Annotated in this window: 2 protein-coding genes; both read left to right on the top strand. The window is 68.3% G+C overall.

All coding sequences use genetic code 11. The annotated features are described in order from the left end of the window. The first annotated feature begins 73 nt into the window (after positions 1-73). Positions 74-1,423, top strand: a complete 1,350-nt coding sequence (locus tag H7687_RS06970; protein WP_183346338.1) for a TolC family outer membrane protein — start codon at positions 74-76, stop codon at positions 1,421-1,423. A 33-nt stretch (positions 1,424-1,456) separates the two neighbouring features. Continuing rightward, complete coding sequence (locus tag H7687_RS06965; protein ID WP_183346337.1) at positions 1,457-17,467, top strand: beta strand repeat-containing protein; 16,011 nt, start codon at positions 1,457-1,459, stop codon at positions 17,465-17,467. Positions 17,468-17,494: the final 27 nt, after the last annotated feature.

Below are 17,494 nucleotides of genomic sequence, written 5' to 3'. Positions count from 1 at the left end.
GACCTGATTTATTAAAAAGTGCTAATTATGCTATGCGGTACGCGGCACTTATTGAACTGCCAGGAGGGGCAGCATGTCGGTAAAGCAAACGGCGTCGTTCGTCCTTTTTTCAGTGACCTTGCTGTGCTCCTTCCTTGTTTTTCCCAGATCCGCCCTGGCAGCCGATCTTCTTCACTACTACAATTTGGCCCTCAGCAAAGACCCGCAGCTTAGGGGCGCCGAGTACCGGTCCCTGGCAACGGTTGAGACGCTGCAACAGGCGTACGCGGGGGTGCTGCCGAAGATATACGGTTTCGCCGGGTACACCCACACCTTCCAGGATGTAAGGAGTTCCCAAAACAGCGTCTACGTCGTGGGGACGATCGACTACCCGACCAGGTTCTACGGTGCTGCGCTCTCCCAGCCGCTCTTCCGGTATTCCTCCTACCTCAGCATCGGTCAGGCAAAAAGGTTGCTGCAACGGTCCGAACTCGAGCTCGAAAAGGCACGGCAGGATGTGACCCTCAGGGTGGTCGAGGCCTACATGAACATCCTGCTCTACCAGGACAGGCTTGCGGCGATCAAAGCCGAAGAGACCGCAGTCGAACTGCATCACACCTTGGCCAGGGCGCGTTTCGAGACGGGACTTGCGCCGGTGACAGACGCCTACGATGCCGAGGCGCGTCTGGCCGCCGTCAAAGCCCAGCGGGGCGAGGCCCAATATCTGCTTCAGGACGCCTTCCAGGCGCTCGTGGAGATCTGCGGCGAGCGGGTCCAGGAGGTCAGGCCACTGAAGGACGACATCCCCATGCCCCTCCCTTTCCCCCAGGGGGGGGCGTTCTGGCTGGAGGCTGCACGGAGGAAGAACCTGGAGCTCCGCATCCAGAAGGAAAACGCGGAGGTGGCACGGCGCGAAGTCCGGCTGCGGGAATCGGCCCACTACCCGACCCTCGATTTCCAGGCCGACTACAACCAGAGCGTCACGCGGGGCTCACTCTTTGGCCTTGGGAGCAACACGGTCATCTGGAACGCCATGGTCAGGCTCAACATCCCTCTGTACGAAGGGGGGATGACGTCTTCACGGACAAGAGAGGCCGCTCACCTGCTCCAGGGCGCCCTCCAGGAGGTGGAGGGGGCGAGCCGGGCGGTCGAACGCAAGACCAGCGCGGCGTACAACGACATCGTCAGCGCCGCGACCAGGGCCGAGGCGATGAAGAAATCGGTCAGCGCGCAGACGCTTGTGGTGGAAGGGAAGGAAGAGGGTTTCCGCTCAGGGATGTACACCAGCATAGCGGTACTGGACGCCATGCAGGACCTGTACAGGTATCGAAGAGAGTACTCGCTGGCGCGACGCGATTACATCCTGAGTTCTCTTAGGCTGAAACAGGTGACGGGGACGCTGACTGGCGAGGACGTAGGGCTGATAAACCAGTGGTTGCAGTGACCTACACGTGTGGTCGGGGCATGGAGGTGCGCGATGGGCATGCTGGGACGGTTCAGCAGGTTCGCCGAAAAGGTGGCTTCCGGGAAGAGAGAGGTGGCGCCGCGGGTGGTTCATTTCGAGACTCTGGAATGCCGCGTACTGCTTTCTGCTGACCCGATTCTCGCTCCGGTTGTCGTCCAGGCCGCCGACGTCGTCGCCCCGCTGGCCGACAGCGCGGGCGGTTCTCCCGGCGCGGCGCCACTCGCCGATGCGCAGGGCGCACTCGCCGCCGCCGACGCCACACCGGCAAGCGGCGTCGCCCTGCAGGCCTCCGTCACCCTTCTCGGCAGCCTCGGCGCCACGGGTCAGGGCGAGACTCGGCCGGAGGTATCCATCGCCGGGACCGGCGGCGACGACGCCTTCAGCGTCGACCTCGCGACCATGACCGTTGCCGGGGGAGCGGGCACACCCGTCATCCTGGAGGGGGACCTGCTGCGGATAGACGGAGGGGACGGCAACGACACCCTTGTCATCACGGGGACCGACGGGGACGACGTGATAAGCGTGGACGGGGAACACCACCTGGTCACGGTCAACTCCACTTCGATCTCATACGAGGGGTTTGAAAAGATCGGCATCGACGGGGGGGCGGGGACCGATGACATCCTGGTCGGCAGCAGCATCGTCTTGGAGAAGGGGGTATCCCTCGCCGCGGAGACCATAACCGTTAACGGCAATGTCACCGCTGCGGCGGGAGACATCTCCCTGGTCGCCGTTGCAACCGGGGACGGCATCCTGGGCGATGTCCGGGGCCGCATCACGGTGAACGATGCCGAACTGACCGGCGCCAACATATTCCTGACGGCCGCCTCTACCGTGACAGCGACAGCCGGGGATCTGATCGACGCGCCCGACGCCGACGTCGCATTGATCAAGGTGGCTTCGCACGCCGAGATCGAGGTCGGCGGTGCATCTCTGCTGACCGGCGCGGGACAGGTCACCCTGACCGCTTCGTCGACGGTGGACACCACGGCGGTGGCCTTGGCGAACACCTCCAAAGAGGATACCGAGACCGATGCTGCGGTAGCCGCCTCCAGCGTCGACAGCGCCGCCGCGGTCCACATCGGCGGCTCCACCTCCGTTACGGCGGGAGGCACCCTGGTGATGGGGGCGGCCAACCGGCGCACCGTGCGGACCGTCGCCGACGGATCGGCAGGCGGAGCCGGCGGTAGCGTGGCCGTCGCCGTCGTGTCCGGGAACACGGAGGCGGTCATCGACGAGAGCGCATCGGTCTCGGCGGGCAGCATCACGGTCGTTGCCTCCAGCGTCGATGACATCTCCACCGAAGCGAAGGCCGCTTCCGGCGGGGCCACCAACGACGGCGCGGCGCCCCCCACGGCATCGGAGAGGACGCTGGCGGAGCATGACGCGAGAACCGGCGCAGGAAACGTCGCCTTCGCGGCAGCGGTGGCGGTGACCGAGCTCGACCATAGCACCACCCGCGCCGGCATCGCCTCCAGCGGGCCGGTACTCACCTCCGGCCTCTTGACGGTCCGCTCCCTCGGGGCTGCCGGCTCGTCGGCGACGGCCGACGGCAGTTCCGTCGCTGCCGGTTCCACGGGAGCAGGCGTAGCCGTCGCCCTCAACCTGGCGGACGTGGACCACGAGGCCTACATCGGGGGGAGCGGCATTGTCGGCGCGGGGGGAGTGGTTCTGGAGGCAGGGGGGGCGCCCGACGCGGCAGTCGCGCCACAGGGGGAGGGGGTCTCCGCCGTGGCCGTCTCGGGCCACAGCGCCGGGGAGGCAGAGGTTGCCGGGGCACTGGCACAAAACATAGCCGACGTGGGGAACAGCGCCACCATCCGGGGGGGAGCCACGGTGGTCATAATGGGCGGCGACGTCGCTCTCACCGCGCAGAGCAACACCTCGTGCACGGCAACCGCCCGACCGGAAAGCGAAGGCGAGGCGAACCCGGGAGTGGGCGTGTCCGTGGCGTTGAACGTCGGAAACGCGGCGACAGTCGCGGAGTTGCAGGACGGAGCCACCGTGACCGGCGCAAGCGACCTGACCCTGATCTCCGTCTCGAGCAACAGCACCGAGACGGCGGCGAAGGGGGGCGGTGCGGCAAACGGTGTAGGGGGGGAGGGGGGCGCCGTCTCGGTGACCGTGGCCAACAGCCTGACCCGGGCCGACCTTGGCAGCGGCCCGGCCCAGCGCCTCTCCGGCGACCTGACGGTCATCGCCGGCCACATCGGGGGGCACGCGACTGCGGCGGACGGCTCTGCCGCTGGGGACAATGCAGCCATGGGCACGGCCCTCGCCCTGGACATGGTCGCCGACACGACCCTGGCGCGAACCGGCCGTGACGTGGAGGCGGGGGGAGGGGTCACCCTCGCGGCCACCACGCTGGCCTCCGGCGTCGCGGACGCGAAGGCGAGCACGGTCGGGGCACAGGGGGAGAGTGACGGGGCGGACCCCGCCGGGGTCGACGGCCGGGTGGCGCAGGAGCGGGAACTCGTGAACCAGAAGGCGGCGTCTGCCGGCACCGTGGGGGCATCGGACGCGCCGGAGTCCCCCGGGGCCGCGACCTCCGCGGGGGGAGTGAGCGTCGCCGCGGCCATCGGCGTCAATCTCGCCGACTCCGGCAGCCGCGCGATCGTTGCCGACGGCGTCTCCATCACCTGCGGCGGCACGCTGACGGTCAGAGCCGGGAACAACAGCGACGGCTCGGCCAAGGCTGACGGCAGCACCACCTCTGATTCGTCCCCGGGGATCGGCGCGGCCGTGGCGATCAACGCCCCCAGGGTCACCAGCGAGGCGAGCATCGGCTCCAACGCCCGGGTGCGTGCCGGGGGATTGCTGGTCGAGGCGACGGTGCCCGACCGCTTCGGCGACACCACCCAGAGCTTCTCGGCTGAGGCGACCGCCGGTGCCAGCAGCGGGAAAACGGGGGTCGCCGGCGCGCTGGCTGTCGACGTCGCCCATGTCAGCGCCGGCGCCGTGCTGAAGAGCGGCGCCGAGGTCACCATCGCCGGCGACGCAACCCTCTCGGCGGAGACCAGGAGCGTCAGCAACGCTTGGGCGGCCCCGGAAGGCGTGGGCGCCGCTGCAGGGGATCTCGGGGTAGGCGCCTCGGTGGCCTTTAACATCGCGGACGCCGCCACCGTCGCTGAACTGGAAGACGGCGCGGCACTATTGGGGGGGGACGACGTCACCCTGAGCGCCAGCTCCGACAACAGCGCGAGCACGACCGCCCGGGCCGGCGCCGCGGCCGGCGGCGGAAGCGGAACGGGCATCGGCGGCGCAGTCGCCTGCACCGTGGCCAACAGCGAAACCCGCGCCGATCTCGGCAGCGGGGGCGAGCTGGGCATCGCGGGCGACCTGACCGTCTCCGCGAGCCACACCGGCCGCACCGTCACCCAGGGCGACGGCAGCTCGACCGGCACCCGCGCCGGTGTCGGCCTGGTCCTGGCGCTGAACGTCGGCGACGACACCACGACCGCCACTACCGGAAGGGACGTTGCCGCCTCGGAAAGGGCCACCTTCGCGGCGCAGTCCTCTGCTGCGAAGAGCGCGGAGGCCAAGGCGAGCGCGGCCGGTGGTAAGGCGACCCCCGGCGTGGACGGAGGCGTCGACGGCCAGGTGGCGCAGGAGCGGGAACAGGCGGATCGGAAAGCGGCCGCCGCCGGCAGCAAGGGGAGCGCGGACGCGCCGGCGACCCCCAAGGCGGAGACCCCGGGCGGCGCCGTCAGCGTGGCGGCCGCGGTTGCCGTCAACCTGTCCGCTTCCCGCGTCCAGGCCTACCTCCCCGAGGGGGGCTCGATAACCGCGGCAGGTCCGGTGACGGTGAGCGCAGCCGATGCAGGCGACGCCTCCGCCACGGCTGACGGCAGCGCCACCGGGCTCGCGTCGGTCGGCATCGGCGCGGCGGTCGCGATCAACTCGGCCGAAGCCTCCTGCGCGGCCCTGGTAGGGAGCAACGCCAGCGTACGGGCGGGCGACCTGTACGTGGAAAGCGGCGGCAGTCGAACCTTCGCCGCAGAGGCGGTATCGGGGGCATGCGCGGGGGGCGTCGGAGTCGCGGGGGGCTTGGCGGTCAACACGTCTGATGCCGTGAGCAGCGCGGTCATCGGCAGCGGTGCGCGGATCGAGACCGCCGGCGGCGACGTGAGCCTCGCCGCCGAAAACGTGGCCGGCCTCACGGCCAAGGCAAGGCCTGAGGCCCTCCTTCCCGGCGCCGGCGTCGGCGTCGGGGCGTCGGTTGCCATCAACGTAGGCGACACGACCACCAGGGCGGAAATCGAGGACGGCGCCACGATAGCCGGCGCGGGCGACGTGCTGCTCTCCTCGATCTCTTCCCGGTCTCTCGCGACGACTGCGGCCGGCGGGGCCTCCGGCGGCACGACGGTGACCCCTGCCGTGGCCGTCGCCATCGCCGACGACCAGGTGACCGCACGGGTGGGCGCCCTGGCCGATGGCGCACTCACCGTGTCCGGCGAGGTGGTCATCGAGGCGGATCGTACCGCGACCGCGGCCCTGAGCGCCGACGCCGATGCGGCCGGGAGCGACGTCGCCGTAGGCGTCAGCCTGACGAGCGGCTCCTGCTCCGCGTCCCTTGCCAGAGACCTCGACGCGGGGGGGACGGTGAACATCACCGCCCGCACCCGCCAGACCAGCGGCGTCGACGTCACCGGAGGGGCCCAGGGGACGCCGGCGCTGGGGAGCAGCGTCGACGGCGAAATCAGCCGCCAGCTCCAGGGGACACCGGCGACCGCCGGTGCTTCCGTACCGACGGTGCAGGACAAGGTGGCAGGCGCCAACGCCACCGCCCTGCTGCAGAGCGGCACCAGCGGGGCCGCGGTAGGCGTGGCCGCCGCCATCGGTGTCAACCGGCTCGAATCTGAAAACGCGGCAAGCGTCGCCGCAGGCGTCAAACTGACGGCCGCAGGCGCGGCCCGGATCGACGCCCGCTCGGCAAGCGCCGCGACGGCCAAGGCAACTGGCGCCGCCCAGGGGCTGGCGAATGCCACCGGTGTCGGGGCCGCTGTGGCGGTCAACGAGGCGAGCCTGCTGAACCGGGCCGCAATCGGCGCCGCAGCGGAGGTTTCGGCCGATGGCATCACCGTGCGCGCGGCAATGACCCCCTCTACGGCAAACAACAACTTCTCCGTGTCGGCGGAGGCGGCAGGAGGGGGGCGCGACTACGGGATCGCCGGCGCGGCCGGGGTCAACGACCTCGACATGGTCACCGAGGCGTCCGTCGGCGCCGGCGCCCGCCTCGCGTCCGGCGGGGGGATCGACATCACCGCCACCGACGCCCTGGCCTACCGTAACCGGGCCGGCGGGGCGGGGAGCGGTGTCGGGACCGGTGTCGGGGCCTCCCTCGCGGCCAACCTGATCAGCCAGCAGGCCTACGCCGTACTGGGCTCCGGGGTGGAGGCCGACGCAGCGGGAGCGACCACGGTGGCGGCCGGCGCCTCCATCGGTCAGCTCGATCCGGATTACGCCACGGTAGCCATCGGCCACGCGACTACCACCGGCGGGCCGTCGGTAGCAGGCTCGGGGATTGTGGATGTCGTAGCGCAACGCACCAAGGCCGGTGTCGCCGATGGCGCCACCCTCAACGCAAGCGAGGGGGGGGCGTCCGGCGCCGGACAAAGCGTGACCGTCGCCGCCACCAGCACGATGGGGGTCGTCAACGGCGCCGGCGGGCTGGCCGGCACGGTAGGCGCCACGGGTGTGGGAATCTGCCTGGATGTAGGTGTGGTGACCAAAGAGACCGAGGCCTACATCTCCGCCGGCGCCAAGGTCTACGCCCACGACTCGGTCACCCTGAAGGCCTCCTCGGTGCAGAACGTGACCTCCCTTGCCTTGTCGGCCGGAGCCGCAGTTGATGGGGGCACCGCCGGCTGCCTCACCGTCTTCGACCTGAAGAGCCTGACCCGGGCCGCGATCGACGGCACCGCGGACCACGCCGCAACGGTGCGGGCAGGGGGTGCCCTGGAGGTCTCGGCCAGCGACACCAGCAACCTCAATAGCGCGGCCGTCACCCTCCCCGCTGCAGCGGGCACGGCTGTGGGAGCGGCTACGGCAACGAACCTGGTCGCCGTCACGGCCGTCGCGCGTATTGCGCACGCCGATGTCGCGGCCGGCGGCGTCACCATCTCCGCGAGCTCCCTGCCATGCATCCGCTCCCTTTCCGCAGGGGTGTCCGGTTCGGGAGGGACGGCGGTTTCCGGGGCGATCCGGGCCAATTCCATCACCTCCTCAGCAGAGGCCCACGTCGAGGACTCGGCGCTGGAATCGGCGGGGAACGTAGTGCTGGATGCCAGGGAAGCCGCCTCGGGTACCGCTCCGGGATTCTGGCACCTGCTTCCGGGCGGGGTGGCGAACGAGATCCTCTCCACCGCGGCGGACACCCCCTTGGACTGGAGCGCCAACATGCTTGCCGCGTCCGTCGGGCTGGCAACAGCCGGCGGCAGCGCCGTGGGGGGGGCGATCGGCCGCAATGAGCTGGTCAGCACGGTACGCTCGCGGATCAGAAATTCCGAGGTGTCCGCAGCAGGAAGCGTGACCCTCGGCTCCCTCAACAAATCGAGCGCCGCCGCCTATACGGCCGGCCTGTCGGCTTCGGGGGAGTTCGCCTTGGACGCAGCAGGGGCGCTCAACGACGCCACAGCGACGGTGGAGGCCGTCATCGACGGTGGTGCTTCGGTGACTGCGGGGCAGGCGCTCGACCTGAGGGCGACGGACGACTCGTCGATAACTTCCGTGGCCCTGAACCTTGCCGCCTCCGGAAGCACGGCCGGCGGCGTCAACGGATCGGTCAACCTGGTAGATCACACCACCAGGGCCGCTGTCGACGGCTCCCAGGTGAAGACCGGGGCCGCTTTGGGGCTGCGCGCGGTGTCGAACGCCGCCATCGATTCCTTCGCCCGCGCCGCGGCGGCTTCCGGCAACGCCGCAGGGGTCCTGTTCGCCACGGTGAATCGGGTCTGGAACACTACCGGTGCCTCCATCGAAAACGGCGCCGAGGTCCACGCCGCCGGCGCCGTCTCCCTTTTCGCGACCGACACCTCCCGCATCGACTCGGTCGCCTTCGGCGTCTCGGCCTCGGGGGGGATCGCCGCCGGAGCCGCCGTGGCCGCCAACCTCGTGACCAGCGAGGTCAGGAGCGCCGTTGCCGGTTCCTCACTGGAGAGCGGCTCTTTCCTCACCATGGTTTCCCGGTCCTCGGCGACCGTCCGTGCGCTGGCCATCGGTTGCACCGGTTCGGGGAGTATCGGGGCAACCCTCGCCGTGCTGGGCAACTCGATAGACACCACCGTCACCTCGAAGGTGACCGGCTCGACGGTCTACACCGCGGACGACGTCAGGGTCGAGGCTTTGGAGACGGCGCCCGCTTCGACAGGCGAGATGCCGCTGTCGGACGCCCAGAAATCGGAACGGGACCGCGCCCTCGGCGCGACCCCCTCGGGGTTCCAGGGCGCCAACGTCTCCTCCCTGAACGTCAACCTCCAGGGTTCAGGCGGCGTGGCGGCAGGCATCGCTCTCACCGGCAACTCGATCAACGGCAGGATCGAGGCGGAAATCGTGAACTCGACGCTGCAGGCCGGGGTCGACAGCTCGGGCGCCGTCCGCAATTCCCTCGCCGATGTCACGCTCACGGCCCTTGCCGGATCGAAGATCTCCGCGGTCACCACCGGCATGGTCGGCTCCGGTTCAGTCGCCGCCTCCGCAACCGGTTTCGGAAACGTGATCCACGGCACCCTTTCCGCCTCGATACGGTCGGGCTCCACCGTCAAGGCAGGAGGGGCGGCAACCCTGAGCGCGAGCGACCGATCGGAAATCCGTTCCGTAGCCCACAGCGTCACCGGCTCGGGTGCGATCGCCGCCGGCGCCCTGATCGGCTCCAACGTCATCTCCGGCACCACCGAGGCGCTGGTTTCCGGCTCCTCGGTCCGGTGCGGCTACACGTTGGAGCTGTGGGCCGCCTCATCCGCTGACCTGTTGAGCTTTTCCGGCGGAGTCGCCGGCGCTGGCGCCATCTCCGGCATCCTCTCGCTGTCGGCCAACACCGTCGACAACCAGGTGGCGGCAGGTGTCGTCAACGAAGGCGCTGCGGCCTCCGACGTCGACGCCGAGGACACCATCACCGTCTCCGCCCGGTCGAACTCCACCATCGACGCCCTCGCCTTCGGCGTTGCGGGAAGCGGTGGCGGCGCGGCGGGAGCCGCCGTTTCGGTAAACGAGGTTGGCGGCTCCATCCAGACGCGCGTCAGCGGCTCCACGCTCGATTGCACCGACGGGGGGCTCAACATGAGCGCCGCCTCGTCCCAGGCGGTGCGCTCGGTTTCCTATGGTGTGGCAGGCTCCGGCGGCTTCGGGCTCAACCTTGCCGGTGTCGGCAACGTGGTCCGAAACAGCATCTCCTCGCGAATCGACGGCGCCACGGTGCGTGTCCGGGGCGACGTGAACCTGGCTGCGGGAGACGGCAAGGCCGGGATACTGCCCCCCTTGGCCATACCGGCCCAACAGCAGGCAGCCATCGCAGACGCCACCGCCGATTCGCCTCTTTCCTCAGAAACCCTCACCGGCAGCAACATCCTCTCCCTGGTGGTCGGCACGGCCGGAGCCGGTGCCGGCGCCCTGAACGTTGCGCTGGTCGGAAACAGCATCGGCAATTCGATCGGGACCGCGATAAGCGCCTCGAACGTCACCTCGACGCACCACGACATCAACCTGGACGCCCGCTCGGACTCCGGCATCGTCGCCTTGACCGCGGGGCTTGCCGTATCCGGCGGAGTTTCCATCGATGCCAGAGGGATGGGAAACACGGTGAGAAACCGCATCGAATCCGCCGTCGACAACGGTTCCATGGCCAGGGCGAGTATCGGCGGGGTGGTGCTGTCGGCACAGGATGCCTCATCCATCGACTCGGCGGGGCTCAGCTTCTCAGGCGCGGCAGGGTTAGCCGGTGCAACGATGGTCGCCGTGAACGACATCGCCAACGCGGTCTCCGCCGACATCAAGGGCGCCACCGTCCTGGCCGACCTCGGCTTGCAGCTTTCCGCCCTGGAGGACGCCGATGTCTTCAGCTCCGTACGCGGGGTGGCTGCATCCGCTGGGGGATCGGCCGCGCTTTCACTTGCCGTCAACGAAGTAGGCAACACGACCACCGCCTCGATAACCGACTGCCCCTATGTCCGGTCCAATCAGGGGGTGGCGCTTGTGGCGACGGACCTTACCACGGTCGAGGCCGTCGGGGTCGGGTTCTCAGCAGCAGCCGGGGGAGCTTTAGGTGCCGCCGCGTCCCGAAACGAGATCGGCAACGGTGTTCATGCGACGGTCAGCAACGCCACCGTGGTGGGCGGGGACATCGCGCTGGCCGCACGCTCGACCCCCGTAGCGCGGTCTTTTGCCGGCGGGATGGGGCTTGCCGGGTTCGCCGGCATCGCAGCGGCGCAAGCGACCAACACCGTGGCCAACGCCGTCGACGCCGCTGTCCACGATGCCACGGTCACCTCCAGGGGGAGCGTCTCCATTACCGCGTCAGACGCCGCGCCCGCCGTGCCCCAGGCGGAGAATTCAGTCATCCAGGAGGTTAATGCCGTACTGGCAGGAAATGGGGTCGCCGAGGTGGATCCCGGCGCCAACATCGCCGCCGTGGCAGCGAGCTTCCAGGCGGCGCTGGGGGTGTCAGCCGGCGCCGCCCTGGTAGACAACGAGATAGACAATACCGTGAAGGCCGAGGCGGTGAATGCCAACCTCACCGCTGCTAACGACATCGCCATCTCTGCCGGCTCGCGGGAGAGGGTGGCGGCTCTTGCCGCAGGTCGGAGCATCGCGGCCGTGGCCGGAAGCGCGTCGTCTGTTGACAACGGTTCGACCACGGAAACGACCGCGGACATCTCGGGGCGATCGACCGTCTCCGCCGGCGGGAACATCGCGATCTCGGCAACCGACAACCTGGCCGTGGACTCGCTGGCGCTCAACCTCGCTGCCGGCGCCGGCGCCGTCGGAGGCGCCCGCACCAGCACTACCATCGTCGACAACACGCACGCCTTCTTTGAAGGGAGCTCCGCCGGGATGTCGCAGATCGTCAAAGCCGCTTCTCTGGATATCCTGGCCGATTCCGACTACTCGGTGAGCGGGAGAAGCCGTGGCCTGGCGGACGCCTTGATAGCTGCCGGCAGTTCGGAGGCGACCGCGACGGTCCTGGGCGCCACCAAGGCATACGTGGGGGACCATGTGGAAATCGGGGCGGCGGCGTCGCTCGACGACATCGGGATCAAGGCACGCTCCGGCGTCAGCTTGACCTCGAACGCCGAAGGCCTGACGGGAGGCGTCCTGGCCGGCGGACGCAACGCGGCGACGGCCACGATCGACCCGACGGTAGCCGCCTTCGTCGGCAATGCGCATATCGCAGCCGGCCGGATCGGGGTAACCGCGCGGGGCGATGTAGCGGCCGACACGGACGTGAAGGGGAGGTTGGTGGCGGTGGGCGCCGTCGGCGAATCGGAATCCAGGGCCCAGGTCAGCCCCACCGTTTCGGCCGCCGTCGCACCGGGTGCACGGATCGAGGGTGGGGCGCTGGCGATCTCCTCGGAGTGCGCTGCCGGCGCCGATGCCTTCGGGACCGCTTCCGTCGCCAGCGTCGTCGATGTCACCGGCGCGGAGGTGACCGCCCCGGTGACACCCCGGGTCACGGCGGCTATAGGTGACAACGCGGTTATTACCGTCACCGGTATGCTGTCGGTGACCGCTGGGGCGTACGACAGGGCAAACGCAAGAGCAGAGAGCAGCACGCTGGGTGTGCTAAAGCAGGGAGGCATCAGCTCTAACGCCAGCTTGAAGCCGGTGATCACCTCTCGTGTCGGCAATGGTGCACGGATCGCCGCGGGGGAAGTTTCCCTGCAGGCCCTGCACAACATGAAGGCGGATGGTTCGATACTCGAACAGGGCGACGAGTCTTTTGCAACACTCTCCAGCGAAGCGGTGTTCGGCGGTAGTGGGGTGACCTCAAGGGCGGACCTGGTGGCAGATGTGCTGACCGATGTCGGTGACGGCGCCACCGTGACATCCACTGGCGACATATCGCTGCTTGCCTATGCGTTCAACAAAGCCCACGCCGAGGTGACCGGCACACTCACTGCCGGGGCGATAGGCAGCCTCGATGTGGTCGGTGAAGCACTGCAGTACGGGAGCACCGCCGTATCAACCGGGGCTGGCGTGACTCTCAAGGCAGGAGAGGACCTGCTCATTGCGGCCCACACCCAGACCAACTCCAGTGCGAAGGGAGGCGGTTCCGTCGAGGGGGGCGTCTCCGGCGGCAAGACGCGGGCTACCGCCACCTCGGAAGGGCTGCAGACCACCGCAGCCATCGGCGCGAACAACGCTCTCAGTGCCGCGGCGGCATTGACGGTTCAGGCGGAGAAGATTACCGACATACGGGCCGAGGCCCAACTGGCCGGGAATGGCACACGTAATTTGCAAAATGACATCATAGCGGTCGCTGAAGCTTTCATGAAAGGAAACGGCACCAACGTGATGGTCGGTCCCTCAAGTCATATCGAGGCAGAGGAGGTCCAACTCAGGTCGGAGGATCTCTCCCTACAGATCGTCGCCAAGGCCACCAGCTCAAACACGGGATCGGCAGTCGGCACATCCGATTCACGCCTGTCGGAAGCCGCAGAGTCGACCACCCAGGTCGTGGTGCGACAGGGGACCGATATAAAAGGAACAGCCAGCATTCGGTTGTCTTCCCTGCAGGAGCATCTGTTCGTCTGGACCGAGGCAAAGGCCACGGCCACATCCCGCTTCGTTAGAACATACGACTCCAACACCTTCACTCACAGCACCTGGTCCTTGATCACCACTGAGGATGGAACAGCCATGGTGACCGGCAACCTGCTGGTTGAGCAAACCGCCTATTACACCCAGGACCAGACGCTCATCACCTTCAACTCGGACGTTGAAGTCCTGACCCCGCCCGCGCAACTGGTCGTCAACGCGGACGGCACCGTGACCGGGGACGGGATCTCCGCCCACGTGGTCGACGGCTCGGTGGTGGTCGACGCCGTCGCCAACACCGGGACCGGCAAGGTCCGCTTCGATTCCCCCTTCGGGACGCTGAAGGGAAACGCGAGCTTCGTCTTCTCGACCAGCATGCCGGTCCATATCGTCAACCGCTCGCAGTTGGACCTGGTCGTCAACGACATCGACACCATCGGTGCCGGCGTCGTTACCCCGGACCTGACCTTTGCCGTCGCGGACCGCCGCGACTTCCACTACACGGTCGGAACCGCTCCGCGCGAGACTGCGCTGACCATCGAGAACTACGGCGATTCATCCATCAGGCTGGCTGGCTTCATCGACAACAGTTACGGCACGACCGCAATCTACAACTTCGGCCGGGGGGACATCTTCGCCCAGGGAGGTACGGTCAGGTCGCGCGCGGTCAAGGTCGACAGCCGGGGGGACATCGGCGCCTCCGGCGCGCTGCTCCCCATAGAACTCACGCAGGTTGCCCTTTCCGGCGTGGTCCTGAATCCCGAACTGACCCTGGTAGCCGCCGGCGACATCCACGCCGAAGTGCGGGGACTCGACCTGGACGGCAATGGCAGCCTCGATTATCGCGCCTTTATCAAGGAGATCAGCGCAGGCGGGCTTGGGGAGCTCAATCTCTGGGACAGCCGTCAATTCGGACCCGGCGCGATAGGGAACACGCCCCCTCTCACCACCCTTCCCGAGCCATCCTCGCCGACGGCCGGGACCTCCACGTACCTGGTCGACAAGGGGGGGACGGATACAGGCAACCTCTACCTTTTCAGCAGCGACAACGACCTGGAGCTTGCCGGCGCGATCGATTACGGCAGCGGCGACGTTGTCATATCGACCGCGGGCTCCATCAAATCCGTCTCTGCGGGGCAAGTGATCTCTGCCGGGTCCATCGTCATCGATTCGAGATCGGCCGATGTCGGAGAGCTCTTCAACCCCATCCGCGTCGATACGGGGACCGGAACGCTCAGCTCCGTCACGGCGGGAGATGTTCATCTGGCAGAGGTCTCCGGAGACATGAGGGTGGGGGTGGTGTTCACCAACGCAGGCGTCGTTGCGCTCTCCTCCGCCGGGGGTATCTCCGACAGCAGCAACGGAGATTTCGCGAGCATCTCCGGCAGTGATGTTACCCTCGTCGCCGCCGGCGGCATCGGGACGGCGGACGACATGGTGCAGATCGATTCCGGGCTGCTGCAGGCCACGGCCGGGGAGGGGATCTATCTTGAGGAGGTGGCGGGCGATCTGAACCTCGACAGGGTTCTCTCCGCCACCGGCGATGTCGTCCTCGAGGCCGACGGTTCCATAGTGGATAGCGGCAACGACCGGGAAGCCGACGTGATCGCGCGGGGGATCTCGCTCGTCTCCCGAAACGGGCACATCGGTGAGGGCCCCGACGGACTGCAGGTGGACTCCTCCGCGTCGGAGGCGGGACTGCTCGATGCAACTGCCGCAGGAGACATCCACCTGACCGAGACCGTCGACGACATGAGGATCGGTGAGATCACGTCCGAATCCGGCGCCGTGACGCTGGTCGTGTACGACAGCTACCAGCCGGGAGACACCTCCTCGGCAACCGTTTTCGGTGCCGTCGAAGCGGGCGGGAAGGTCGAGCTGCTGGCGGGGGACAACGTCCAGGTGCTGGGCCGGATCACCGCCGGCGACTCGGTGCGCATCCAGGGCGACTACCAGGACGCCGACCCCGGCATCGGGACGACGCTGGAGTTGATCGGAGCAGTAGAAGGGAAGACCGTATCGATCCTGGGTGGCGACGACGACGACAGGATCGGCATCGTGAGCGTCGCCGCCGAGTCCGCATCGGTGGAAGCCTTCCGGGGGGATGACCTCATCTACCTCGGGCGTTCAGTGGGAGGATCGGACCGTGACGGCCTGCTGGACGGGATCGACGCGCGGCTTACCGTCGATGGCGGGCAGCAAAACGACACCGATCTGCTGCTGCTCGACGATTCCGCCGACACCTCGGCCGACAGCGGCATCGTCACCGACAGTCTCGTCTCGGGCTTCGGGATGGGGGGAGTGGTTCACTACCGGGAGATCGAGAGCCTCACCGTCCTGGCTGGCGCCGGTCCCAACTCGATCGGCATCCGCTCCACGGCGGTCGGCACGGAGACCTCCGTCGTCGGGGGGCGCGGCGACGACATCTTCAACGTCTCCTCCGACGCACCGGAAAACCTCGGCAACCTCGACGGCATTCGCAGCGACCTGCGCCTCGATGCCGGCGGCGGCGACAACACGCTGAACGTCAGCGACCGCGGCAACGCCTCCGGGCGCGGGAGTATCGGCGCCGATGCGGTCATCACCGACCACGACATCACCGGCATGACCGGGGACGGACTGCACTCGGGAACCATCAGCTTCCAGACAAGCGGAAGGTTCACGGGGGGCGTCAATATCTATGCAGGCAGCGGCAACGACCGTATCGCCGTCGAGAGCACCCTCTCCGGCACGGTGACCACGGTGAAAGCCGGGGAGGGGAGGGACCTGCTTGCCGCGGAGGGTGAGGGGGGAGCCGATAACGGTGTGCTAGCCCTGTTCGGAGAAGGAGGGGCGGACGTCATCAACGGCGCGGCGTGGAACTCGGCGCTGGTCGTTTTCGGGGACAGCGGAGAGCTCACCCTTTCCGGGGAGGGAGCGCTGCTTGCGGCGACCGGCACCGATACCGGTGTGGGAGCAAACGACAGCATCATGGCCGGCGACGGCACCAACAGCATCTTAGGCGGTGGCGGCGACGACCGCATCATGACCGGCAACGGCGACAACACGGTCCTGGGGGACAACGGGGCGATCCAGTACGGCAGCGACGGCAGACTCCTCTCTGTCGTCAGCGAGGCGACTGCGGCCGACGGCGTCGACAGCATAATGGGTGGCGACGGCGACAACGTGGTCGCGGGCGGGGGCGCGGGGGACCTGATCACCACGGGGAGCGGTAACGACGTCATCCTCGGGGACGACGGCAGCGCCTCGTTCAGGGGCGGCGTGCTGGTCGGGATCGCGTCCGGCCCCGGCGCGAACGGCGGAGACGATGTCATACATGCGGGGGGCGGAAACAATACCGTCATCGGAGGTTTGGGCAAGGACACCATCACCACGGGCAACGGTTACGACATCATCATCGGCGACAACGGCGAGGCTGCCTTCACCGACGGCGGCGTCATCACCTCGGTGGCGACCAGGGACCCCGCCAGGGGGGATGGGGACACCATCGCCGGCGCTAACGGCACCAACATCATGCTGGGCGGGACGGGGGGAGACACCATCACCGGCGGCTCCGGGTTCGACGTGGTCATCGGCGACAACGGCCGGGCCACCTTCACATCGGGAAGGCTCGCCACCATTTCCAGCAGCGACCCCGCCTATGACGGCGATGACATCATCAGGACCTTCGGGGGAGGCGACGTGATCCTCGGCGGAACCGGGGACGACATCATAAAACCTGCCGAGGCCATCACTTTCGCTCGCCCGTCGGGCGTTCGGGAGGGGTCGTCGCTGGAGCCTTCCGCGCCCATCCTCGCCCTGTATCCCCGCGGATCCGGTCCCGCCGACGGCGCAACCGGCAACGGGCACGGTGCGGTAGCGAGCGAGTTGAGCGACGGAGGGGATATCGATGAACGCCTGCAACTGAGCTTCCACGATACGGGCCCACAGGGGCAGCCGGGCCGAAACGACGAACCGGTGCAGGAGGAAGACACGGCCTATCCTGAAACCGCACCCGCGGCGGAGTCGCCGCAGGGCGCGGATGGCGCCGAGCGCCGGCTGCCGGTGCGGGCACTCGGACGGGTGGTGGTCCCTGCCGCCGGGGCAGGGGGTGCGGAGAGCGCCCCCGTCGCAGATGCGGACGGGGCCGACATCCCCCTCGAAGTGGTGGCGGGATTGCTGGGGTGGCGGGTGAGGTCGGCCCCGCTCCACGCGCGCAAGGGAACCCGGGGCGAGAGGCATCACGGAACCGAGTGGGGGGAGGGCGGCCGGCGCTTCAAGAGGTGGATCTAGAACCGCGCCGGTTTGATACCAGGCGTG

It is taken from the genome of Geomonas paludis, assembly GCF_014193585.1.
GTDB classification, from domain to species: domain Bacteria; phylum Desulfobacterota; class Desulfuromonadia; order Geobacterales; family Geobacteraceae; genus Geomonas; species Geomonas paludis.
The sequence above is the reverse complement of the archived record's forward strand: the minus strand, read 5'-3'. Positions and strand labels throughout refer to the sequence as shown.

Bases quoted from the DNA above. Each gene is read 5' to 3' on its own strand.
- H7687_RS06970 (WP_183346338.1), top strand. From the start codon at position 74: ATGTCGGTAAAGCAAACGGCGTCGTTCGTCCTTTTTTCAGTGACCTTG.
- H7687_RS06965 (WP_183346337.1), top strand. From the start codon at position 1,457: ATGGGCATGCTGGGACGGTTCAGCAGGTTCGCCGAAAAGGTGGCTTCC.